This is a genomic window from Patescibacteria group bacterium (genome assembly GCA_041661625.1).
In the GTDB taxonomy this organism is placed as follows: Bacteria; Patescibacteriota; Patescibacteriia; order JAHIZJ01; family JAHIZJ01; genus JBAZUB01.
Genome location: JBAZUB010000001.1, coordinates 331,951 through 355,781, shown reverse-complemented (window position 1 = coordinate 355,781; position 23,831 = coordinate 331,951). Strand labels below are relative to the sequence as shown.

The 23,831-nt window shown below is 48.6% G+C and carries 24 protein-coding genes; 11 read left to right on the top strand and 13 right to left on the bottom strand.

What is annotated here, in order from left to right; genetic code table 11:
- From rpmA to WC734_01835, 10 genes are all read right to left on the bottom strand, one after another.
- The gene (rpmA, locus tag WC734_01880) at nt 1-282 is read right to left on the bottom strand and encodes a 50S ribosomal protein L27 (protein ID MFA6197887.1); all 282 of its coding nucleotides are present in this window, start codon (nt 280-282) and stop codon (nt 1-3) included.
- Between the two features lie 64 nt (nt 283-346).
- Nucleotides 347-622, bottom strand: coding sequence for a hypothetical protein (locus tag WC734_01875; protein ID MFA6197886.1), 276 nt, complete (start codon nt 620-622; stop codon nt 347-349).
- A gap of 11 nt (nt 623-633) precedes the next feature.
- Nucleotides 634-1,218 (bottom strand): type 4a pilus biogenesis protein PilO, encoded by a 585-nt coding sequence (pilO, locus tag WC734_01870; protein ID MFA6197885.1) that lies wholly within the window; start codon nt 1,216-1,218, stop codon nt 634-636.
- Nucleotides 1,215-1,766: a hypothetical protein gene (locus WC734_01865; protein ID MFA6197884.1), complete on the bottom strand. Its 552-nt coding sequence runs from the start codon at nt 1,764-1,766 to the stop codon at nt 1,215-1,217. The genes pilO and WC734_01865 overlap by 4 nt, the downstream gene beginning before the upstream one ends.
- On the bottom strand, nt 1,763-2,842 hold the full coding sequence (gene pilM, locus WC734_01860; protein MFA6197883.1) for a type IV pilus assembly protein PilM: 1,080 nt from the start codon (nt 2,840-2,842) through the stop codon (nt 1,763-1,765). The genes WC734_01865 and pilM overlap by 4 nt, the downstream gene beginning before the upstream one ends.
- A gap of 46 nt (nt 2,843-2,888) precedes the next feature.
- Nucleotides 2,889-4,301, bottom strand: coding sequence for a hypothetical protein (locus tag WC734_01855; GenBank protein MFA6197882.1), 1,413 nt, complete (start codon nt 4,299-4,301; stop codon nt 2,889-2,891).
- 1 nt (nt 4,302) lies between these two features.
- On the bottom strand, nt 4,303-4,944 hold the full coding sequence (locus WC734_01850) for a prepilin-type N-terminal cleavage/methylation domain-containing protein (GenBank protein MFA6197881.1): 642 nt from the start codon (nt 4,942-4,944) through the stop codon (nt 4,303-4,305).
- Nucleotides 4,919-6,241: a carboxypeptidase regulatory-like domain-containing protein gene (locus WC734_01845; protein MFA6197880.1), complete on the bottom strand. Its 1,323-nt coding sequence runs from the start codon at nt 6,239-6,241 to the stop codon at nt 4,919-4,921. Before WC734_01845 ends, WC734_01850 begins: the two co-directional genes overlap by 26 nt.
- On the bottom strand, nt 6,241-7,458 hold the full coding sequence (locus WC734_01840; protein MFA6197879.1) for a type II secretion system F family protein: 1,218 nt from the start codon (nt 7,456-7,458) through the stop codon (nt 6,241-6,243). Before WC734_01840 ends, WC734_01845 begins: the two co-directional genes overlap by 1 nt.
- Before the next feature lie 2 nt (nt 7,459-7,460).
- Nucleotides 7,461-9,194 carry an ATPase, T2SS/T4P/T4SS family gene (locus WC734_01835; protein MFA6197878.1) on the bottom strand — a complete coding sequence of 578 codons (1,734 nt, stop codon included), beginning with the start codon at nt 9,192-9,194 and terminating at the stop codon, nt 7,461-7,463.
- 156 nt (nt 9,195-9,350) lie between these two features.
- On the opposite strand from WC734_01835, the gene WC734_01830 reads away from it, so the two are divergent.
- Nucleotides 9,351-9,800, top strand: a complete 450-nt coding sequence (locus WC734_01830; GenBank protein MFA6197877.1) for a hypothetical protein — start codon at nt 9,351-9,353, stop codon at nt 9,798-9,800.
- Between the two features lie 107 nt (nt 9,801-9,907).
- Here WC734_01830 and WC734_01825 read toward each other — a convergent pair whose 3' ends face one another.
- Nucleotides 9,908-11,758, bottom strand: coding sequence for a glycosyltransferase family 39 protein (locus WC734_01825; protein MFA6197876.1), 1,851 nt, complete (start codon nt 11,756-11,758; stop codon nt 9,908-9,910).
- An 18-nt stretch (nt 11,759-11,776) separates the two neighbouring features.
- Here WC734_01825 and WC734_01820 point away from each other — a divergent pair, with 18 nt between their 5' ends.
- From WC734_01820 to murB, 7 genes are all read left to right on the top strand, one after another.
- A complete protein-coding gene (locus WC734_01820; protein MFA6197875.1) occupies nt 11,777-12,127 on the top strand; it encodes a hypothetical protein in 351 nt (116 codons plus the stop codon).
- 4 nt (nt 12,128-12,131) lie between these two features.
- The gene (gene mraY, locus WC734_01815) at nt 12,132-13,184 is read left to right on the top strand and encodes a phospho-N-acetylmuramoyl-pentapeptide-transferase (GenBank protein MFA6197874.1); all 1,053 of its coding nucleotides are present in this window, start codon (nt 12,132-12,134) and stop codon (nt 13,182-13,184) included.
- A gap of 171 nt (nt 13,185-13,355) precedes the next feature.
- Nucleotides 13,356-14,741 carry a UDP-N-acetylmuramoyl-L-alanine--D-glutamate ligase gene (murD, locus tag WC734_01810; protein MFA6197873.1) on the top strand — a complete coding sequence of 462 codons (1,386 nt, stop codon included), beginning with the start codon at nt 13,356-13,358 and terminating at the stop codon, nt 14,739-14,741.
- Nucleotides 14,738-15,877 carry a putative lipid II flippase FtsW gene (gene ftsW, locus WC734_01805; GenBank protein MFA6197872.1) on the top strand — a complete coding sequence of 380 codons (1,140 nt, stop codon included), beginning with the start codon at nt 14,738-14,740 and terminating at the stop codon, nt 15,875-15,877. Before murD ends, ftsW begins: the two co-directional genes overlap by 4 nt.
- Before the next feature lie 39 nt (nt 15,878-15,916).
- Nucleotides 15,917-16,984, top strand: a complete 1,068-nt coding sequence (gene murG, locus WC734_01800) for an undecaprenyldiphospho-muramoylpentapeptide beta-N-acetylglucosaminyltransferase (GenBank protein ID MFA6197871.1) — start codon at nt 15,917-15,919, stop codon at nt 16,982-16,984.
- Nucleotides 16,981-18,345, top strand: a complete 1,365-nt coding sequence (murC, locus tag WC734_01795; protein ID MFA6197870.1) for a UDP-N-acetylmuramate--L-alanine ligase — start codon at nt 16,981-16,983, stop codon at nt 18,343-18,345. The genes murG and murC overlap by 4 nt, the downstream gene beginning before the upstream one ends.
- Complete coding sequence (gene murB / locus WC734_01790) at nt 18,342-19,229, top strand: UDP-N-acetylmuramate dehydrogenase (GenBank protein ID MFA6197869.1); 888 nt, start codon at nt 18,342-18,344, stop codon at nt 19,227-19,229. Before murC ends, murB begins: the two co-directional genes overlap by 4 nt.
- Nucleotides 19,230-19,293: 64 nt before the next feature.
- Here murB and WC734_01785 read toward each other — a convergent pair whose 3' ends face one another.
- On the bottom strand, nt 19,294-21,156 hold the full coding sequence (locus tag WC734_01785) for a hypothetical protein (protein ID MFA6197868.1): 1,863 nt from the start codon (nt 21,154-21,156) through the stop codon (nt 19,294-19,296).
- A 144-nt stretch (nt 21,157-21,300) separates the two neighbouring features.
- Nucleotides 21,301-21,522: a hypothetical protein gene (locus tag WC734_01780; protein ID MFA6197867.1), complete on the bottom strand. Its 222-nt coding sequence runs from the start codon at nt 21,520-21,522 to the stop codon at nt 21,301-21,303.
- Nucleotides 21,523-22,039: 517 nt separating this feature from the next.
- On the opposite strand from WC734_01780, the gene mraZ reads away from it, so the two are divergent.
- Genes mraZ through WC734_01765 form a run of 3 tightly spaced genes read left to right on the top strand, consistent with a single transcriptional unit; the run spans nt 22,040 to nt 23,815 of the window.
- On the top strand, nt 22,040-22,471 hold the full coding sequence (mraZ, locus tag WC734_01775) for a division/cell wall cluster transcriptional repressor MraZ (GenBank protein MFA6197866.1): 432 nt from the start codon (nt 22,040-22,042) through the stop codon (nt 22,469-22,471).
- Between the two features lie 12 nt (nt 22,472-22,483).
- Nucleotides 22,484-23,437, top strand: coding sequence for a 16S rRNA (cytosine(1402)-N(4))-methyltransferase RsmH (rsmH, locus tag WC734_01770; GenBank protein ID MFA6197865.1), 954 nt, complete (start codon nt 22,484-22,486; stop codon nt 23,435-23,437).
- Between the two features lie 9 nt (nt 23,438-23,446).
- Nucleotides 23,447-23,815 carry a hypothetical protein gene (locus WC734_01765; GenBank protein ID MFA6197864.1) on the top strand — a complete coding sequence of 123 codons (369 nt, stop codon included), beginning with the start codon at nt 23,447-23,449 and terminating at the stop codon, nt 23,813-23,815.
- The last annotated feature ends 16 nt before the right edge of the window (nt 23,816-23,831 follow it).

Genomic DNA, 23,831 nt, shown 5'->3' with positions numbered 1-23,831 from the left:
CTAGCTTTTTGAGACGACTTCCACGAAAGTAGCTTGCTTGAGAGCGCCATCGAAACGCTGACGCTTCTTCTTGGTGAACTTCACAACGCCGCTAGTCAGTGCAAACAGGGTATCGTCGTTGCCACGTTTAACGTTTTTACCGGGGTGGTATTTTGTGCCGCGCTGCCGGACAATGATCGCGCCGGGTTTGGCTATCTCGCCCCCGAAAAGTTTTACACCGAGCCGTTTGCTTTGGGAATCGCGACCAAGGGCGGTCGAGCCGCCGGATTTAGTATGGGCCATGTGAGTAAAGAGTGCTCAATAGTTACAGAACGTAGTATAGCTTCCGCTGGGGTGACTGTCAAGGCTATTCGGAACGGCTGATGAATGGATTAGTCAATGGTTCGTCGACTTTGCCCTGTTCCTTCTTTTCTGACCAAGCCGCCATGACTTTATCATAAGCAGCGTTGTTGAGTTTGTGCTGTCGCATATTAATATTACTAAAAGTAGTGTCAGGCGGATTAAGTATGGCTCGGTTGATACTTTGATAAGCTAACCAAAGCGACCAGATCACCACCGCCAAGCCCAGCGCCCAGACGGCCAGCGAATATGTTTTGTTCAGATGTTTAATTTCTAATCTCATAATTAAGACAATTAATGCCAGTAGGCAAACCCAGCTAGAGTCAATTGGATAGCATCGGCATCGCTAGCCACGAGCTCGTTACTGGTTGGATTGGTCGAAACAATACTCGCGGGCTTTACAGCCGTGCTGCTGTGAGTAATTGAAAACTGCTTGAAGTTGACATAATAATCCAGACCTTCTAGTGAACGGAGAAACTTGATAACGTCGTCATATTGTCCGGTTACGGTTAAGCTGATGGGGTGTTTCAAAATTGTTGCTGTGCTTGCGGGAAACTCATCGAATGATAGCGTCTCGGTAACGCCAGCCGTACGTGCGTGCTCCTCGATGGTCGAGAGGAATTCCAAAATACTCTGCTTAGGAATCAGTAGGCGATTAAGTTCGGTTTGTTTTTGATCAAGTTCCGTCTCGCCCTGCTGCTTGCCGATATTCTGCACCTGCTCCTGTAAATCAATCAACTCATTGCGCTTGTCGATGGCGGTATTCGTGCGGTTCTTCAGCTGACTGCTGAGTGGGAAATACGCAAACAGCACAAAACATATCGCTATAACCACCGCACCAATCAGCCAGCTAAATGAAGATGTTAACTTTAATTTCATTGAGCGGTTGGTGAATAGGTAAACTTGCCTTTGAATTCAAAATTGATATTTTCGCGTTGGATCAGGTCAGATAGTGGCGATTCAATATTTGAAACAAACGAGATGGCAGCCAGTTTTTCTTTATAGGCCACCAGATTCTGGCGAGTAAGAGCGGTACCGGTCAACGTGACAGTCTGTAGCGCGGCATCGAAGGAGATTGTATTTAAGGTGATTCCAGAGACGGTCGTATTCGACAGCTGGCCAATGATTGAAGGCCAGATAATGTGCTCCTTTTGAATGCCTTGCAGCTGGGCTATTTGTTCATTCATGGCTTCGATCTGGGCGTTGGAATCTCCGCCATGGCTGCTTAGCATCTGCCGAACACTGGAAATTTGTTCTTCGGTTGATTTTAGTTCATATCCAATATACCAATTGGTTGCCAGTAAGATGGCAAGGCACAGCACCAGACTGGTCATGAAGATGGCCACCAGTTTCTTCTGTAACCGGCGGGTGTGTTCGATTGCAATGCTGTGCTTCTTCTCGAATGGAAGAAGATTCAAGATTATCATACTTCGGATATTTTAGAACTCTGGGCGATAAGCCCCAGGCCAATTACGGCTGGTAATGCTTGGATGAGTTTATAACTGGCCAGGCCGTTTAATTTGATATTTCCGGCTTTAGCCCACGGATTGCCTATCACTACTTTTTGCTCCAACATCTCACTCAGATGATTTGTCAGTAGCCGCATGTCAGCACCGGTACCGGTTAGGACAATTTCGGCGATCGGTGTATTGGTTGGCGAGTGAGATCCATAATATTCCAAGATACGCTTGATATCACACGACAGCTGTTCAATAAAGGGCTGCAATATGGTGGGCAATGCGGCTCGTCCGCGGGTTGGATCAAGCCCGCAAAGTCGTTTGGCTTCTTCGGCTTCGGTGGATGTTATCTGTAGACTGGTGACAATCATATTAGTCACCGAATTCCCGGAAATGTCATGGTTGGTAGTACTAAACGTCACGGCGTCATGATCGACCACTATATAAGTGGTGCGGAGCTCATTCAGGTCGATGATCAGGCGAGCAGTGGCTGCCAAATCGGCGTGATTGGTCATGGCGTATGCGATAGCGGAAGGTTCAGCGATAAAAGCTATGGGCTTGAGGTCGGCATCTTCTAGGGCGGTGCCATAGGTATCGGCGATGGCTTTTGGAACGGCATTTATTAATACGCGTATCTTATCGAGTCCTCGAAATACCCCAAAAGGTTTCCAATCCAGATATAGCTCCTCGATCGAATAGGGGAGGTACTGGCTCACCTCGTCCTGAATTGCAGCTTGAGTCTGGGTGCCGTCGGTATTGGGCACCTCAATGATTTTTGAAAATGTCCGGCTGTCCGGGAGACTCACTACCACGCGGCGCGATGTAAAACGACCAAATCGGGGCTTGACTAAAAGTGATTTAATCGCCTCAGCCAAGCTTTTCGGTTCCTGTGGTTCACCCTTAACAATAATACCGGTTGGCAGTGATTGTTCGGCAAAAGCAGTGACAGCTAAGCCGCGGCGCTGACTGGAAAATTGTACCGCGCGCACGACACCGTCGCTCAAGTCGAGACCGAATGCTTCAGTATGTGATCGGAGTAAAGCCATGTGTAGATATTATATCGCGTTTACCGAGTTGAAGAAAGAAGTTGAATTACTGGCCGGGCATTAACTCTTCCCAAGATATCGAGCTGAATTCACCAATCGTGGGAAAGTAAGGAGGCGGCAGATATATTAACGCCGGTTCATAATGTGATTCGGTCGTTTGATAGCCGGATATTACCGTACCGCTGCCATTGACCCATGACCAAGTCCAAACATTATTACTGACGATTGACCCGCGTACCATGATTTTATTCTTGGGATTGTCGGGATTGTAGTACAAACGTTGGACAGCACCTTTTTGAGCCACCATGACAGCCTGTATTTCTAAAACATTAGGGGAGTCATAGGGAACCAGGACGTTCTGTTGGGCGATCAAGCCCAGCATGGTGTCGGTTGGGTCAGCGCGGGAGATGTTGCCGTTGATAATAATTGATGCGTTGGTGGCGGCACTTTCAGGAAACTGCGCGGCCGCCACGGTGGCCTTTTCTTTCAACACTCCATCCACCCAAACTTTTTTATCTTCCACAAAAATGAGATTTTGTTTATTGCATTCATCCACTGCCAGGGGATAATTGGCAATAAAATCCTCACCATTGCCCGGTTTGATATCATTAGAATCCCAGCTGCAGTTCCACTGGGTATCGCAGCCATAAACATTGGCCTTTAGTTTTACAACCTTGTATAAATCAAATGACCCGTCGTTTTTAAATTTGATGTGGTAGCCATACGCACCCGAAGGGCCGAAATAATACCCGCCGTTTTGAGCGGTCGCCTTCAAATCTGCTAAATCGGTTGTAATTGAGTTAAAGTCGATATAAGGCACCGGAAACGACCAAAGACCGTCAGCGTTGCCATTGCCGGTGCCCCAAATACCTGGTTTCGTCTGAGCCGGATTGCAGCCATGCATTGGCTGGCAGGTGTAGGTGGTTTTGGTTGAAGTCGAAATAGCGTTTTGGGTCCCATCCATTCGAATGCCGCCGTTGGAATGAAGCGGCCCCACGACGGACTCAGTATCGCCAATCCAGACATCAGAATTTGTCAGGAACGCATATTGAGCCAGCGACGGGCGTCCATAGCTCACCCGGATTATTCTTTTCATGTTCGGGTATTCATCAGTCCAGCCAGTGGATTTAATGGTGACAGTGGTAGTGCATTGTCTGGGTTCGGCAACTTCGAGAGTATAATGGCCAATTACCCCGCCACTGGGGTCGGAGTAGTCGTAGGTACCCGAAAAATCAAAATCATTCGAAGCGTGTGCCAGATGCCAGCGGGAATAATTTGCACCCGCTTCCGCAATCAGCAAAGCTCGGCTCCAGGAAACATTACGGATATTCGTTTTCTGCTGGGTCAAGACATAACTAATCAATGCGCCAAACATGGTAAAGATGACGGAAATAAATACTACAGCCATTACCAAAACCGAGCCCGATGATTGATGAATATTTGAACGCTGGTGGGTCATATTACAGATTGGTTTTTAGATTCCTGATCTGAACATTTGAAATAACTTCCAAACTGTCGGGAGCGCGGTTGACATCAACATTGACCAGCAGACGCAGCTGAACCATCTTGGTGTCGGTTAGCCGACTGGGGGTAGGTAGGGGATTATTAATCACGTCGCCGGGATATCCGCCATTATAGTATACGAATATCGGATCACTGCCATTGCGGACGTATGGAGACAGCTCGGTAATGGACTCAACGCCGCCGACATAGGTGGGCGGGTCGCCAATCGGGTTGGTCACGCCCTTTTTCAAGGTAGTGCCATCGAGAAAATATCTGACTTTTTCGGTAGTATTGTCAGTGTCGACGTCGCTGAAAAAAATTATTTCCTGGTCTTGAGCGTCAACTAATATGTACGTACCATCATCACCATACCGGGCTTCTCGCAACTCTCGTACCATTGTTTCGGTACCCTGGCGGAGACTGTTGACTGCCTGTGCTTGTTCGGTGGTGTAACGTTGCGAGCCCATGCCCTGAAGGTAAAAATTATACAGAATTGCCAACGCCAGTGAGAATATAGCCATGGCTACCATGGTTTCCATGAGCGTAAAACCAGATAATCGAGTAGTGGTTTGTTTATGGCGTGAGTGATATCTCAACATGGGATTGCCCGTTTACTGTTACTGGAGTAATAACATCAACGTAGCCGTCAGCGTGGGTTGTTAATGTATAATCACCGGAAGTCAGCGCGGAAAAGAATATTTGCCCGTTAGCGTTGGTGGTCTGAGTCACATCGTACGGTGGAGCCGCTAGAGTCAGCTGGGCGGTTGCGCCAGCCATTAAACCCCCGATCTGATCCCGGACCGTGACCAACAAAGTATGATCAGTGTGCGGCACTAAGGTAAGCTCGTATGATAGGCTAGCGCCGGGCGCGAGATTGATTGTTCCGGGCGGATTTGTGCCGGCAATGTCATAGCCAGTAGCTACCGAATCTATGGTCAAGACATATGTGTCCCATTCCATATCATTCAATACCGATTCTCCGCTGGCATTGGTGGAAACGTTCTGTAAATACTTGTATATTGGATTACCAGCAGCGTCAGTGCCAATCGTCTTTGAGCCCCGTAGCTGGTAGGCGACTGATCCGATCGGCGCCCCGGCTGGGTCAAGGGAATGAATCGTCAACGCTCCCAATTGATCGATTGTGAAGCTAAGCTGAGTGACGGTGCCGGCAAAGATCGATGCGGCGGGGGGAGTGGGATTTGGATTGCCCGCGCTAACTGGGTAGGTTGTAGAGGTGCTATAACCAGCTTTAGTGACCGAAATATCGTAGGTTTCCTGAGCTACCGGCATGCCTGGTAATACATACCGTCCATTAGCGTCCATCGTGGTATTGATGTTGATTGCCGGCACGACATCGTCGTTGAAGATATGAACGGCGGGTGATGGTACTGGATTGCCATTGGCATCAAATGCGGTCAAGATAAGCGTACCCCCGACATCATTATTTTCCACGCCTTTCGGGGTGGCGTCGGTAACCAATATGACCGGTATATGGTTAAGCATATTTGGCCAGCTGACTTCGATCCGGACCCGCTTGTAGTCAGTATTGAAGGGATCGTTTAGGGGGCCGCCCAATGTGCCGTCAAATGGGTCGTCAACATACCGGACATCAATCGTGATGGTGTAGTGAATATTGTTTACCGTCACCGCCTCGCTCTGCAGCAGGGTGCCGCTTGGTATGCCAGCGCTCGTACCAATGTTGTCGTATGAGAGATTACGAATCATCTCCACGCGCTCATTGGCTAGGGCGGTGGCGTCAAGTCTGGCTCGGCTATCCGTTGATACGCGCGAGCTTATTACGATCAATGAGTATAACCCCGCTAACGCGACGACGAATATACACAAAGCGACCACAACCTCGATAAGCGTCATCCCCTTTTTAGTATTGGCGCGCATTAGATTACTTGAGTCAAATTGTACATCGGCATGATTATCGCGATCGCAATTAAGCCTACGCCGACACCCAGGATCAACATTAGAATCGGTTCAATAATGGTGGATAATCCAGCCATCGTTTGTTCAACATCCTCTTCGTAAAAAACCGCAATCTCTTCGGCGATGGTATCAAGTGTGCCGGACTGTTCCCCGACATTAATAATCTGGGTAACAACCGGTGGGAACAGGGTGGGGTAATTCTCAATCACCGAAGTAACTGTGATACCCTGTTTTACCTTTTCTGATACCTGCATCATGGCATCGCAATAGTAGGTGTTGCCCAAGGTTTTAGAAATAATCTGGAAGGTCTGAACTATTGGGATGTCGGTCTTGAGTAATGAGCTAAGCGTTCGGGTGAAACGAGCCAGGTTAATTTTTTTGACTATTTTATTGGCAATCGGCAACTTCAAGCTCAGCCAGTCGATGGTTCGTTTGCCTTTGACCGTGCGAATCAGGCGGATTATCAATGCCACCAGGCCGATTATTCCGCCGATGACAAACACCGCGTTCTTTGATGCAAAATCGCTTACGCCAATCAAAATTCGAGTAGCCATCGGTAGCGCTACCTCGGTTTCCGCATATAGGCTAGTAATTTTTGGAATCACAAAAATAAACATGCCAATGGCGATGCCCACCATGGCTACCAGTATAACTACGGGATATGTTAAGGCGCTTTTTACTTTGGCAATCAGATTATGATCTTTCTTCATTTGCAGGGTCAGACGATCGAGCACATTTTCCAGCTGGCCGGATAATTCTCCGGCTTCCACCATGTTGATGAATATGGGGGGAAATACCTTGGGGTATGACCGGAGCGCCGTAGCGAGGGTGCGGCCCTGTTCGACGTCATTCTTGATCTGCTCAATGATGTAAGCGAACCTTTTCGTACGTGCCTGGAGTGACAGCGTTTTGAGCGCCTTTGATACCGAAAAACCGGTTCGTACCATTACCTGTAAATTTTGGGTAAAGAACATTTTATCAACCAGTGTTATGGCCGTATATTTGTCCGTCCAAGACAAACCACTTTTTTTATTGCCTTCGGACTGGGCAGTAGCGGAAACAAGCGTCAGCCCACCCGCCTGAAGCTTGGTAGCCAGATCGGTTTCATTATCAGCCGACAGAGTATTTTGCTGGATCTGACCGGCGGCAGTTTGGGCGGTATAAGAAAATATCGGCATAGCTAGTCTTTAGTAACCCGCAATACTTCTTCCAATGAAGTGGTGCCCATTTTAGCCTTGATAAAACCATCTTCCAGCATATTCAACATGCCCTTCTTTTTTGCGAGGGCGCGCAGGTCTTCGGCGGATACATTCTTGGTTATGGCATCGGCTACTTCGTGGTCGATTTCCATAACTTCATAAATACCGACCCGACCCTTATATCCCGTTTGATTGCATTCCTGACAGCCCTTGCCTCGGTAAAAAAGCAATGATTCAGGATTGGCCTTGGCCAAGCTGACCGCGCCTTCATCATTGAGCGTTTTCAGGATGGCTTGCAGATTGATCTGCTTTTCCAATTCGGATATTGCCCGGGTGCTTAGGGTATAACTGACAATACAATTTGGACAGATCTTGCGTACCAGGCGCTGAGCCATAACTAAGTTTGTAGTGCTGGCGACCAGGAATGACGGCACCCCCATTTCTAACAAGCGGGGGAGGGCGCCGATGGCATCGTTAGTGTGCAGCGTGGACAAAACCAAGTGACCGGTCATAGCGGCATTGGCGGCAATCTCAGCTGTTTCTTTGTCGCGAATTTCCCCGACCATGATAATGTTGGGGTCTTGGCGCAGTAATGAGCGCAGGCCGATCGAAAATGTAAAGCCGATCTTTGGGTTAACCTGGCTTTGATTAATCCGGGGCATGCGATATTCGATTGGGTCTTCGACCGTGGAAATATTCACCCCGGGTTTATTCAGAATATTTAAAACCGTGTATAACGTGGTGGTTTTTCCCGAGCCGGTCGGCCCGGTTACCAGAATCATGCCGTGAGGTTTGGCAATGTTTCGTTTCAATATTTCCAAAGACCGCGACAATAGCCCCAGCTGATCCAGGGTCAATACCTGGGCTGATTCGTTCAACAAACGCAAGACGATCTTTTCACCGTCATAGACCGGGATAATCGACACACGAAACGCAACCTGGTAATCATCATTAGTGACCTTGAACCGGCCATCCTGAGGCAAGCGGTGTTCGTCTAATTTTAAATTCGATAATATTTTAATGCGAGCCACTAATCCAAACTGGGTTTTTTTCGGCAAAGTCATTACCTCTCGCAAGATTCCGTCGATGCGATAGCGCACCATGACATCTTTTTCGGTCGGTTCGATGTGAATATCGGAGGCGCTTTCGAATATGGCATATTCCAGCAACGTATCGACAATGCGGATAATGGGCAGATCCTGGGCGAGCTTCTTAAGATCTTTTTGATCAATGGCTACCTCGGCTTGGTTGCCAGCCGTGGTCATCTCGTCAAATTTGGCCTTGATGCCCTTATGGTGCTGCTTGAGAATTTCTTTGATGGCCGTGGGTGTCGTAACTGTGATTTCTACGGTATTGGGGGCGCGTTTCTTTATGAATTCAATGATTTCGATGTCGCTGGGATCAGTGACGGCGACTTTTAGAGCTTTGGTGGTTTGTTCATAGGGGATGAGTTGGTGCGCCTGGACGACTGACTCGGGTATCAATTGCAACAAGTCCTTGCGGATTACTTGCTTCTTCAAATCAACAAAAACAGCGCCGTAATAATTGGCGACTGCTTCATAAAGACCGTTCTCCGAAACCAGTTTTTGCTGGATCAAGTAGTCGGTCAGCGACATGTTCTCGTTGGCAGCCTCAGTGACAGCCTTTTTGATGTCGGTTTCGGGTATGACTTTCGATTCCAACAAGATGCGCTCTATTTGTTCTTGTTTCAACATACCATTCTTTGTATTTTACTTACATATTATATCACAGAAAAATTGTTTAGTCAAACACACATTGACAATAAGCTGGCCATGCCGTTAAATAGGCAGTATCTCCCTTTAAGTAAACAGGGAGGCCATGCTTGAGGCTGACAAAGTCTGGGGGTTGGCATGGTAAGGGCAGGTCGGTATCACTCGCGTTCGTGGTTGAATCCGGCTCTGAAGTGGCTCTTTGGTTCGATGTTGTTTGCCGGCGTACTAATCGCCGTCAGCGTGGCCGCCTTTCATAGTCTGGTGGCCGCGTATTCAGAGAACCTGTTCTGTCCGATGGTCATCGTCGTGTTGGGACTGGTGCTGCCGATGATCCAGAATCGTATGGCTCGGTTCGGTTTCTTCACTGGCGCGGTGGCCGAAGGCATGCTGGGCAACGTATTCTGGTCCGGTTGCCAAATGGGGGATTGGCGCTGGTCGGTTACCGCCGGAATCGTGATGCTGGCATTGGGCGGGCTAGTCTGGCGGGTTAGGCGCGGAGTTGCGGAGATGAAATACATCGCGATAGCCATCTGGCTGGTCTCGGTGTTTGTCACCTGGCAATTGTTGCGGCCGATATTCCGCCACTGAAGTTCGTATACCGGCTTGCCGCAGGCCGGTTTTTCTTTATTAATGAGTCAATCAAAAACACCCGCAAAATAGTGCGGGGCTTTTGATCATCGCGGGATGGTGGGAGGTTATTTACGAAAATCGATGTCGTATACCCGAATGGAATATCCGATAGTGACCACCGGCTTATAATCCAGCAGCCAGCGATATTCACCGCTCTGTGAATACAAGCCAGATAGGCTGATGGCAACCGTACCATGAAAATCGGGTAGTTCGGCGATCTGATCGTTAGTGGGCGGCGAGACATGGTCGATTCCATAAGCTTTCGGGTCGGCCGTACCGAAGTAATGGAAGTAGACAAAGTTTAAATCTCGTTCGTCTAAGTATTTTTTCAGGAGGATCAGATCTTGCCCCCAATCAATATTGGAATCGAGTAGATACTTGTATCCCTGGCTGGGCCCACCGATTGACTGGTTGAAGTAGGAAATATAATGCGGATAAATGGCGAAGGAATCAACGACGTAGAATAGTACCAAGGCCAAACCCAGGAATTTTAACACTAAACCGCGGCGGGACCATTTGAGCGTAGCTAATACGCCAAAACCAATGAAAATGAATGGGTAGATCGGCAACAAGTGCCGTACTCCCAGATTCAGCTTGCTGGTCAGCGTCCAAATGAAGTATGCCGTGGGTGTAAGTATAATGATCCACCAATCGATTTTTGATTTTCTTAATCGCTGGCAAAACGGTGCCAGAGAAAATCGGTGCCGGCGCGTTTTGGCTAAATTCATTGTCTGGTCATGGTCGCGCATAAACAAGCGTCGACCCAGTAAGGCCAATATTACCAACAGAAAGGCCAGGGTGACCAGAGGAGATTTAATTAGAAATGCGATAATAAAGTAGTACCACCAGCCGGTGTTGGAGTAGTGACCCATCAGATAAGCCATATGGCCCCAATAGTTGTGGATTGAGAGAACCACAAAACCCTTGAAATAACTGTAGGCCGGTAGCGGTACGGTTTCGGTCAAGCGTTGAACAAAGTGTCCCACACCCGTGCCGGTGTCGGTGATGAGGTTGATAAATTTCAATGTCGGCGTGTCATAATGCACCAGTGATTTACCTAGCGCGAAGCCGTGCGCTACCTCGGGGTCAGAAGCGGGCAGGCGCATTTCGAAACCGTAGATCGCCCAAGTGATCAGGAAGCTTCCAAGTAACAAGAGCAACGCAAAATAGAAAATCTTCTTTATCGATCGCGGAGCCAGAAACTCCCGCGTATTATCAACGGAGGCGGGGGACTGGCCGCGCCGCTGCCACCAAGCGATGATCAAGTACAGTATGGTAAGTGGGAAAAGAATCACCGCCGAAAATTTGGCTACTTGAGCCAAGCCGTAAATTAAAACAAACAATAGAAAGTTTTTGGTTGACGACCGATCTACAAAACGTTTGAGAAAATAAAGCGTGGCAAACAGACCCAAGGCAATGCCCAAATCGGTCGTAATCCATCGCGAGTGAGCGATCACGGTGGGGTCACACACATAGAATAACAATGACAGCAAACCGCCGGTAGCTCCGAACAAATGGGCTGACCATTTGAAAATAATCCAGCCGAGGATTATACTGAGTAGCATGATTGGCAGGCGCGCCCAAAACAGCAACCATGTGTGACTCGCGGTATTTTCGTACAGGAACTGGCGTCCCAATTGCCACTGGTCGGGATTTGTTTCCCAAGCCGAAAACGACGTAATCGGTTTTAACTTCATAAACTGAAGCGGCAGCGTGGCCAGCATCTTAATCAGCGGGGGGTGTTCTGGGTTCATCTTAAAGTCCCCGGTCGTCCAGTACGAATACCCGGCGGCAATATGAGGCGCTTCGTCAATAATCTGGGATTGGGTCATAGCGCTGGTCAGCTCTACGACCAGCATGCCGGCCAGTAAAGCCAGCGCCAGCCAGGTGGCGCGTTTATTCAGCCAATTGGTCATGTGTATTGCAAAAAAATAATGAAACTACCGCAATATTTCAAGGATAAAATAATTCTACTGCTTGCCGGCGTCGCGATCATTATCAATGGATCGCTGTGGTGGCTGTTATATTCAAAGTTTCAAAACCAAACCGAGTACGTTCCACTTCATTATAACATCTATTTTGGCATCGATCTATACGGTCCGTGGCATCGGATTCTGATAATGCCCCTATCTGGTACCGGCTTTATCTTTATTAATTTAGCCTTGTCCATTATAATGTATAAGCGAGCGCGGCCGATGGTATACGTGCTACTGGCCATCACGGTCATACTGCAAGCGCTGCTACTTTGGGCCGGTTGGCTGATGCGTCGCGAATTAATTATTTGATATTATGGTTTTTCCACAAGACACGGAAGTAATCGCCATTTTTGTCCTGACCGTTTGCTCATTTGTGGTCGCGATTGCTTGGACGCCGGCGCTAACCCACTTTTTGTACAAATATAAGATGGGCAAGCAGATTCGGGATGAGGCTTCGGCGCCGATATTTGCCAAGCTGCACCTAAAAAAATCCGGCACGCCGGTCATGGGTGGCCTACTGATCTGGGTGACTACGCTGGTGCTGGCGATAATATTCTTTGCCCTATCCAGACTTATCGATGGTGATTTTATCCATCGTCTAAACTTTTTAACTAGAGGTGAAACGCTCCTGCCATTAGGTGCGTTAGTGGCCGCCGCATTGGTGGGTTTAGTGGATGACATTTTTAATGTTAAGAAAATCGGTCCATATGGCGGGGGCTTAAAAATACGACACCGCCTATTAATTTATACCGTGATTGCTATTGTGGGTGCCTATTGGTTTTACTACAAGCTGGACTGGGATCTGCTGCACATCCCATTTCTGGGCAACTTCAACATCGGTTGGTGGTATATTCCCATATTTATATTTGTGATCGTGGCGACTTCTTTTTCAGTCAATGAAATCGATGGGCTGGATGGATTATCGGGCGGGACGTTGTTAGCTGCGTTTACGGTTTATAGCGTCATATGTTTTATGCAGGGGAAATATAATCTAGCCGCGTTCTGTGGTGTAATCGTTGGTTCCTTGCTGGCCTTCCTCTGGTTTAATATCCACCCGGCTCGATTCTTCATGGGGGATACAGGAGCGATGTCGTTGGGCACGACGCTGGGTGTTATAGCCATGTTAACAAACACGGCATTTTTGCTGCCGATTATCGGTCTGTTGTTCGTGATTGAGTCACTCTCGGTGATAATTCAGATCAGCAGCAAGAAATTTCTCCACCGCAAAGTATTTTTATCAGCCCCGATCCATCATCACCTGGAAGCAATCGGCTGGCCGGAAACTAAGATTGTGATGCGGTTTTGGGTAATCGCGGCCGTGACTGCGGCAATTGGGTTGATCATATTCCTGGTGGACAAATCATAGGAGGATAATTTAAAAGTGAGAATTATGAATTTAGAATGTAGACAGCTTCCAAGACGGAAGCATTGTTGGGATTTAGGATTATTGCAGTTTAATATACCTTTTCGCGAAAAGTCGAAAACATTTTCGTGTGCCTTTTAATTCTCCGAAAAATATTGTACAATAAACCAAGCTATGAAACATAAATGGAAAAACAAACGCGTCCTGATTATGGGATTGGGGCTCTACGGCGGGGGACTGGCGGCGACTAAATATTTTTTGAAACACGGTGCCAAGATTGTCGTCACTGATTTACGTGATGCCGTGGTATTGAGGCCATCTTTGGCGAAGCTAAAAAATGCACGCGTTTCATACACGTTGGGCCGGCATGAACACCAGGATTTTATGAACGCCGATATTGTAATTCAAAACCCGGGTGTGCCAAATAACTCGCCATTATTAAAGACCGCCCAAAAAGCCGGTGCCAGAATTGAAAATGAAGCCGGAATATTTTTTAGCCAGGTAAAAGTGCCCATCATTGGCATCACCGGTACCAAAGGAAAAAGCACCACTACTACGCTGGTCTGGCAGATTTTAAAACAAGTAAAACCCAAAACGTTGGTCGCCGGCAATATCCGCACTACGGCCATGCTGGAGATTATCGATCGTTTGCCAGTACGCAACCCCGTGGTGTTAGAGTTATCATCTTGGCAACTCGAGGGATTAGTACGACACCGAATAAGCCCGCACGCGGCGTTGATTACCAATGTATTGCCGGATCATCTGAATCGTTATCGCTCCTTTGCCCATTATCGCGACACCAAAGGAATTATTTTAGAATATCAGAAACCAAACGATATCGGAGTGCTCAATTATGACAATGACAGCACGCGGCTGCTCGGTAAACGAGTGCGGAGTAAATTGTTTTGGTTTTCAAAACAGCCGTTTACTAAATCAACAATAAAAGGCGCGTTTGCCGATGGCGATCAAATATACTTCGGCACGATCAAAAAAAATGTCGTTGTAATGCCGGTCAGTGAAATCCAACTACTAGGCGGGCACAACCTAGAAAATGTGCTGGGAGCGATCACCTTAACGGCTGCTCTGGGAGTCTCATTGCCTACGATTCGCCGGGTGGTACGAAAATTTAAGGGGATTCCCGATCGTCTGGAGTTAATTCGAACAGTTGGTGGCGTGCAGTATATCAATGACACGACGGCCACGGCGCCAATAGCGACACTGGCAGCGATAAAAGCATTAGCGCCGCAGGGACCGCTATTTCTTATTGCCGGCGGTCAGAACAAAGATCTGGATTATCAGACCTTGTGCCAGGAAATCGATCGTTCAGTTAAGGCGGTGATTCTGTTGCCGGGCAATGCCAGCGATATCATTCGACATAATATTGCCAAGCGATTAGTTTACCCGGCGGCTGATATGGAGCAAGCGGTTAAAATTGCAGCTGGCCTAGCTAGGTCGGGCGAGACGGTGGTATTATCGCCCGCGGCGGCGAGTTTTAATTTATTCAAGAATGAGTTCGATCGGGCGGAGCAGTTTGTTAAAGCCGTACGGAGGCTATCGTGAAGATAACTCGGCACCGACAAGCTAGCACAGGACACGCACCCGACTACCGTTTGATGGCCACGATCGGATTAATATTATTAATCGGTCTTGTCATGCTGTCTTCGGCCAGTACGGTGGTCGGGTATGAGCGTTTTGGAGACAGCAATTATTATATCAAGCATCAGCTGTTGTATGGCGTGCTATTGGGTTGTTTTGGTTTTTGGATCGCTACCAAGATTGACTATCGGTTTTGGCAGCGCTGGTCATTTCCATTGTTGATTGGGACAATACTGTTATTACTTGTTGTTTTTATTCCCGGCATCGGACTGAATATCAAGGGATCGCATCGTTGGATTAATCTGGGTTTTTCCACCATCCAACCGGCCGAAATAGCCAAGCTGACTTTTTTATTCTATCTGGCCAATTGGCTGCAAAAACGCGGCCAGGGGGTTAAAGATTTTTTGTATGGATTTTTGCCATTTATAATCATGCTGGCTCTAGTGGCCGGTTTGATTTTGCTTGAGCCCGATTTTAGTACCATGCTGATACTGTGCGTTATGGCCGTGGGTGTATTCTTCATCGGCGGCGCCAACCCATGGCACGTGGGATTGCTGGGTGTTTTTAGTTCCGCTTTTTTCATGCTGATGATCAAAATAGCCCCGTATCGGGCAGCGCGCTTTACAGTCTTCTTGAATCCCGAATCCGACCCGCAGGGAATTGGTTATCATATCAACCAAGCCTTGTTGGCGATTGGATCCGGCGGATGGTTTGGGTTGGGCCTGGGGCATTCACGCCAGAAATATAATTTTCTACCCGAAGTTCAGGGCGATTCTATCTTTGCTATTATAGCGGAGGAAATGGGTTTGCTTTTTTCACTTTGCCTAATTGCATTATTTGGTTACTTGATGTTGCGAGGATTTAGAATCGCCCGACAGGCGCCGGATAATTTTAGCCGTTACGTCAGTGCTGGTATCGTTGTTTGGATTGTATTTCAAGCTTTTTTTAATATTGCCGCCATGGTGGGCATCGTACCGCTGACCGGCATTCCACTGCCGTTTATCAGCCACGGCAGTACCGCGGTAGTATCGTCACTCTTCGCGGTGGGCGTACTGGTTAACATTTCCAAGCAAACCAGCGCCACATCGCGCCGGTCGTAACCGGCTTGCATTTTATCCAAATTCGGGTATAGTTGAGGTATGAAAATCGCATTAGTGGGGGGTGGAACCGGCGGTACTATTACGCCCTTACTGGCCGTAGCCGAAGTATTTCGTAAGCGATATCCGGACGCGGTATTGTTTTTTATTGGCACAAATTCACAACCGGAACGGATGCTGGTTGAGCGAGCCGGTATAAAGTTTTATTCGGTTCCAGCCGGCAAACTACGACGGTATTTTTCTCTAAGCAATTTAATTGATCCGTTTAAAGTGATAGCCGGTTTTTTCAAGTCTTACGGTCTGTTGCGGGCTCAAAAACCTGACGCAATATTATCAGTCGGTAGCTATGTAAGCGTATCGGTCATTTGGGCGGGTCGCATGTTGGGCATTCCAGCTTTGGTGCACCAGCAGGATGTTGTGCCGGGTTTGGCCAATAAATTGGTAGCCTCGGTGGCCAAGAAAATCAGCGTTACGTTTGAAAGCTCGTTGCGTGATTTCCCCAGGAGCAAGACAACGTGGATTGGTAACCCGATCCGGACCGAGTTGTTAATGGGTGACCGGGCTCAAGCGGCTAAGATATTTAACCTCAAACCAGAGCCGCCAATCGTGTTAGTTTTTGGCGGCGGAACTGGCGCCGCACCGATAAACGAATTAATCGCCGGAGCCGGCTTCCGTCTGGTAGAGATCTGCCAGCTGATTCATATCTTTGGCCCCCAAAAGATGCTAATCAAGCTAAAGCATGAAAATTACCACACCTATGAATTCCTAGCCGAAGATATGAAGCACGCTTATGCCGCGGCTGACGTGGTTGTTTGTCGGGCCGGTTTGTCCAGCATTACTGAAGCAGCAGCTCTGGGTAAGCCAACTGTTTTTATACCAATGCCACACACCCACCAGGAAGCAAACGCTGATCTATTAAAGCGCTACAACGCGGCGGTAGTACTCGATCAACAGTCAATCGACTCGGAATTTTTAGTCAATGTAATTCAGGGTTTGCTCGCCAATCCAGGCTGGCGCGAGGTACTGTCAAAAAATATACGCCAATTGGCCAAACCAGACGCCGGTGAACGTCTAACTGATTTACTGGTCAGCCTAACGGCAAAATCATGACAAATATTTTGTCCGCCGGCCATGTCCATTGTTTGGGTATCGGCGGTATTGGCGTTTCCGGGCTGGCTCGGTTACTGCACTGGCGGGGGATTATCGTCACCGGCAGCGATTTGCGGCAGTCCATTGTCACGGATGATATGCAAAAGTTGGGGGTGAAAGTCTGGATTGGTCCGCACGACAGTTCGCATGTGCCACCCGATGCAAAAATTATTGTTCACACTGTGGCGACATCGCAGGACAATGTGGAATTAGCCGAGGCCCGCCGTCGCGGTCTCACTGTTATAACGTATCCCGAAGCGGTGGGCCAGCTGACCGAGGGGAAGCGATTGATTACTGTATCTGGCACGCATGGCAAAACGACCACTACGGCGATGATTGGACAATTATTGATCGCGGCCGGTCTTGATCCGACCGTATTGGTCGGCAGCCGTCTGGCATCAATTGATGGCAATGCCCGCAACGGACAGGGAGACTATTTTGTACTTGAGGGCGATGAATATGGCCGGGCATTTTTAAACTACCACCCTGAAATTGCGGTTATCACCAATATTGAATCGGACCATCTGGATGTGTATCGTGATATCGACGATATCAAGGAGACTTTTGTCCAGTTTCTAACTAATATCAAACCCAACGGCACGTTAGTTTTTAACCATGACGATGCTAATGTTTTGGATTTGGCCAAGCATTTCAAAGGCCACGCGGTCAGCTTTGGTTTATCGGGTGGTAATTATCTCGGATTAATACAGGGTCAAGAACGGGGCGCAATATTTAACGAAGCACACACGGGTACAATCAGATTGGCAATCCCCGGATCGTTTAATGTCAGCAACGCACTAGCCGCGATTAGTGTCGGCCAGTTGTTGGGTATAAAGCCTGATTTGATAGTCAAAACCCTGGGAGAGTTTGCCGGTTTGTGGCGTCGGTTTGAAATCGTCGGTGAACACAATGGAGCGATTATAATTTCGGATTATGCACACCATCCCACCGCTGTTCGGGCTACCGTAGCAGCCGCGCGGCAGTACTTCCCGGACCGACATTTGCTGGTAGCTTTTCAGCCGCACCATCGTCATCGAACCAAGGCGCTATTCAATGATTTTGTTGACGCGCTGTCCGGAATTGATAAACTGATACTCCAAGAGATTTATGATGTGGCGGGGCGGGAAACCGACAGTACGCAAGACGTCAGCTCGCGTCAGCTGCTGGATGTGCTGCGCCAGCATGGGAACGATGGCATTTATTGCGCCAACGATGCCGACACCGAAGCGACACTCAAGGGCGTAATCAAGCCAAACGACGTTGTGCTGATCATGGGAGCGGGGACGATTGATACCGTGGCGCGTAATTTAGTAAAACAATGAGTGATACATCGGCGATCGAAAAGTTACCCGGCATCAAAAAGCATGAATTGATGTCCCGACATACCACTTTTAAAATCGGCGGACCGGCTGATTATTATTTTGTCGCCCGATCAAAGCCTGACATTGTCCAAGCCATCTCATCCGCCCGTTCCAGCCAGCTGCCATATCTGGTTATCGGTCACGGTAGTAATTTGCTTGTTTCAGATGCTGGCATTAGAGGTTTGGTGATTCGCATTGAAAATGATGGCATCAGCCGCGCCGGCAGCCGGGTAACGGCTGACGCCGGTGTTAGTTTGGGACGATTGGCACTATGGACAGTTGAACAGGGATTAACCGGTGCGGAATTCATCTCGGGTATTCCGGGTTCGATCGGCGGCTCGATCCGGGGTAATGCCGGCGCGATGGGCGGAGAGCTGAAAGACATTGTCGTTTGCGTCGAGGCGCTGGACGAAGCCGGGCAGTTTCGGATACTGGCCAATTCCGAATGCCAGTTCGCTTACCGCGACAGTCGATTCAAGCACAACTCCGAAATAATCATATCGGCGGTTTTTCAGTTAGCGGCCGGTCAACCGGCTGTTGGACTGGCTCGGCTCAAGGAATATGCTCTGAAAAGAAGCGCCACTCAAGACTATTCAATTCCATCAGCGGGCTGTATGTTCAAGAATCCCGCCGGTCAATCAGCTGGCAAACTGATTGACGATCTGGGTTTCAAGGGGCGCCGGGTGGGGGATGCTATGGTGTCCCCAACACACGCGAATTTTATTACCAACGTCGGTCATGCAACCGCGGCGCAAGTTGTTGAGCTGGTAGCTTTAATCAAACAGTCAGTATTGGAAAAGCACGGCATCGAACTGGGTACCGAGGTGCAGTTCATCGGTTTTTAAAAAAATATTGATAATACAAAACCGCCTAGCATGGGGAACGGCGGTTTTGTTGTGCTACTTACTACTAATTAGTTGTGTTTGTTTGCAATAAGCCCGCACCTAAAGGATTATAGCCGTTGTCTATTTCTTCTTTGTCGGTGTAGCCATCACTATCAGTGTCGGCTTTGTTCGCGTCGGTACCGTATTGAGTCTCTTCAAAGGTCGTTAGGCCATCGCCGTCAGCATCTTCGCTGCCAACATTATTTTCGGTCAGACCGTCGACGGTGTCATCAACTGACGTGATGCATCCGGTACCATCGGCTGAACGTTGGCACGGCGTCACATCAGTGGGTATTGGTTGTTGTTCATATTCCAGCGAGAACGCTTGAGCCGTTGCCGTGTTCGAACCATCAACAACTCCCGCGCCATAATGAAGAAAAGCGAATATATCCATGCCACCGTCCTCTTCCGCCGTAGTTGGCAATATGTTGTAGGTCAGTGTGTAGCCTGTATCGGCGTCAGTCGATTTAGCATATACATATGATGCGTCTGTCACTGTGTCAACGGGGGACTGGGTGTAATAGTCGGGCGCTAACTGACTGAGGGAGTCAGGATAAGACCCGCTCTTTTTTTGGTATTTTTGCAATACGTCGCGCAGCCGGACTATCCGGCCGATCTGGGCGGAGCGTTTTAACTCCATCTCGGGCAGGCGTAGCAAATCCATAGCCAGCTGATCGATAGAGGTGCTTTCGGTGGGAGCGGTGACGGTTAGGTTTTGATTAACGTCGCTGTATGTTATGGTAACATTCATTCGAACCTGTTGATTGGCCAGGTCAGTTTCGGAATCAGGCGGAACAATCCGAAGGCTGAGAGCAATCTTAACCGGCAGGTTGGTTTTTTTTGAGAACCAGACGTCAATGGTCATATTTTGATCCAGTTGCCGTATGAATGTGGCGAATTTGTCACTCTGAAGCATCTGCGAAACCGACGTGTCAACTTTATATTTTTCCGATCCTTCGATCTTATTCATAGCTGCGATCGCGGCCGTGTAAGCTGCAGATGCCCGGCTGGTGTCAATGCCTAATTGCTGGTGTCGGGTGGACTCGGTGCCGATCTTTTCGTCTTTAAGTTTATTCTTGACAATAAATAAGTTTTCATTAATCAAAGCCCTGACAGCTTCTCTAATCTCTTGCTGGAGTTTCGGTTGATTCAGATCGATCCCGGTATCATTGGTGTACTGATCGGCCAGCTGGGTCAGCTTGTCCATTTCCGGCCAGCCGGTTGCGTTCCAGGTCAGAGTATCGGAATCAATCCGGATCCACTTGTTCATATATGGAGCGAGATTAACCGATCCGCTCAGCGCTCCATCGGGCAGCTGAGTTAATTTGAGATAGATCTTTTTGTCAACAATTTTTGACTCGTATCCCACCGAATAGTTTACGCCATCGGCTTGGTAGGCGCCCGACAGGGTCGATTCGGTATCGGTCAGCAATTCATCACTGTTAGAATTAAATAATCCGGTCAGCGTGCCAATCAGTACCGCGTCTTTGGGCAAAATCTGACCAATTGATGCTGTGGCGTATTCTTCAACCTTATCGGCGCTGGTGATGTTTAGTGAATTGAAGTCGATTGATTGCGCGCCGGATGTGCGCGCTTCGTTCACGACCGAAAATTCTATCTTTGAACGACCAGACTTCAAATTGAACCACTCGTTCAGGGCGGTGTCGAGCGTGTCATGGGATGGCAGAAAGGGGATGCTGATGTAGCCCTGGGCATGTGCGAAATATGTTCCCGCCCCCAGAATGATAATAATCAGTGGTATGCTAATAATTAAAAACAAACGTCCGGTCCGGTGTGGTTTGGTCGGGGCTGCCGGTGGCGCAACTGGATTAACAAAAACCGGCGCACTGGATGGCGGCACGGGAGTCTGGGTTTGTGGCTGATCCATGGTTGTGTATTTTTAAATTTATTTTATTGTTTAAGTATAACAAAAATATCGCCCATTGTCAATAAATACGCACGAGAAAACGCCACTATTCCTGTAAGGGATTAGTGGCGATACTGCTGGTCAAGAACTGGCGAAACCTCGGTGCTAGCGGCAGGCTGCTTGAATCGCGTCAATCGCACGGAGGTTCGTAAGAGCCCGATCACGGCTCTCCGGATTACCGCGGAACGCAATTCCCAGCAGAGTCTCGTGATTGATCCGGATTCGGAATCCCACGGGCGAATCCTCGAACCTGACGTGCTTTGCCGCAGCCGGCATAGCGTGTCCGTTTCGAACCACGAACTGAGAAACGCCGTTTCTACCGAACATCTCAACCCCCCGATCTGACCATTTTCCGGACAAGATCCATCCCGTCCGGTGTTTTCCCACCCCGGTATTATGTGGTTCATCAAGTGATGTCTATTGCTTGGGAAAACAAGGGCATATTAGCAGTAATACTGAAAAATGTCAATGCTGCCACGCTAAACACAACGCATAGGACGCCCACTGTCCCACGACGTGAATCACAGTTATAAATTGCCTGGCTTTTAGGCATATTTATCCACAGTGGGGAGTCACTGCTATAGTTATATACCCCCCTTGATAATAGCTGCGAAATGGTATCTTGCTATATCTTGTGGTAAGCGAATAGAGAAAATTCAATATATTGTATTTACAGAATATATTTCATATTTGACTGGACGGGTCCATTTGTATTGTAACTAAGTGTTGACCAGTGTTGGAAAATGGAGTAAAATAGGTATAGAGTGGTTGAAAGTGGATAAAAGTGGGGATAAGTAAGTTGAGTAGTGGATAACCAATTCGAGCCCAGTTACTAACACCTGCTATGTTTATCGGCGAATACAAACATCATCTAGACGAAAAAGGGCGCTTGGCTGTGCCCGTGAAGTTCCGTGGCGATCTCGCGAAGGGCGCCGTGGTGACGCGGGGATTAGACAACTGTCTATTTCTTTATACTAAAGACGAATGGCAGAAGCTGGCGGATAAGCTGGCTGCTTTGCCGATCAGCCAGGCCAATACCCGGGCATTTTCCCGGCTGATGCTGGCTGGCGCGATGGATGTCGAGATTGATGGTCAGGGCCGGGTGGTATTGCCGGAATATTTGCGCCACTACGCCACCATCAAGAAGAAAGTAGTTATTACCGGCCTGTACAACCGCTTGGAAATCTGGGACGAGATCGCCTGGGCTAAGTATAAGCAGGGGACCGAAAAGAATTCCGGTGATATTGCCGAAGCGATGGGCAGTCTCGGCGTTTAGTCCGCACATTGTATGTACCACCAACCCGTACTGCTGGCCGAGACCATCAAGCTGCTGGATCTGCGACCGGGCGATAGTGTCATCGACGGTACAATCGGTGGCGGGGGGCACGGTGCGGCGATATTGGCCGTCACGCAACCGGATGGTCTGTACATAGGCGGGGATCTGGATCCGGACGCGATTACCGCCACCAAGCGCCGATTGAAGCCATACGGATCACGCGTTCACATATTCGAAACGAATTTTACCAAGCTACCACGCATCTGCCATGAACAATTTCCAAATATTCCAATTCGCGCTGTTCTCCTTGACTTGGGGGTATCATCTCATGAGCTCGAAAGTACGGATCGTGGATTTTCTTTCCTAACTAAAACCGCACCGCTCGATATGCGGATGGGCCGAAATGGTTTAACCGCCGCCGATGTATTGAATGCCTACAGCGAGAGTGAACTGCGAATAATGCTGCAACGCTATGGCGAAGAACGTTTTGCGGGTGATATAGCCGACGCTATCGTCAATCAACGCCGGATAAAAAAGTTTGAAATAGTCGGGCAGTTGGTAGATCTGGTTACAAAAGCATATCGCGAAAAGCTTCATTCAAAAAAAGACGTTCCCTGGGTAGGCGGACGGCATCCAGCCACGCTCACGTTCCAGGCTCTGCGCATTGAGGTGAATGATGAGCTGGGCAATCTGCGCCGCGTCCTGCCGGAGTTTGTCGGTCTCCTGATGCCAGGCGGACGAATGGCCGTGATCACATTTCATTCATTGGAAGATAAGATTGTCAAAAAGTTTATCAAGCGAGAAAGTATGGACTGCATCTGCCCGCCCGAGTACCCCGATTGTCGTTGCGGTCACCGGGCTACAGTTAAGGCAATGGTTCGGAAGGGAACAGCACCCAGCCCAGAAGAAATAAAAAACAATCCCAGATCACGCAGTGCGCGGCTCCGGGTAATGACAAAAATATAGCACACCACCATGACTAAGTTCTTCCGCTTTTGCCAGGTCAACAATCAAAAACACACGACTCCCAAACAGGCCGGTTGGTTACGACGACTGCTATCGCGCCGTCCACTGGTGAATGTGCTACTCTTTGGTTTGATATTGGTACTGGGCATCTGCTATCTCTGGCAAATCAATGTTACTGCTACCAGCGGTTTTGCCGTCAAGGATCTCAACGCGCAGTTATCCGAAATGCAGGAATCACAACAGAAGCTGCAACTGCAGATTGCTGATTTGCAGTCATTGCAGCGTATCCAACTAGCCACCGAACGTCTCAAGCTCAATACCCCGACCCGCCTGCAATACATCAATAATGCCGCCGGGGCGGTCGCTTTGGAAAAGTAAAGTGCCGCACCTGATG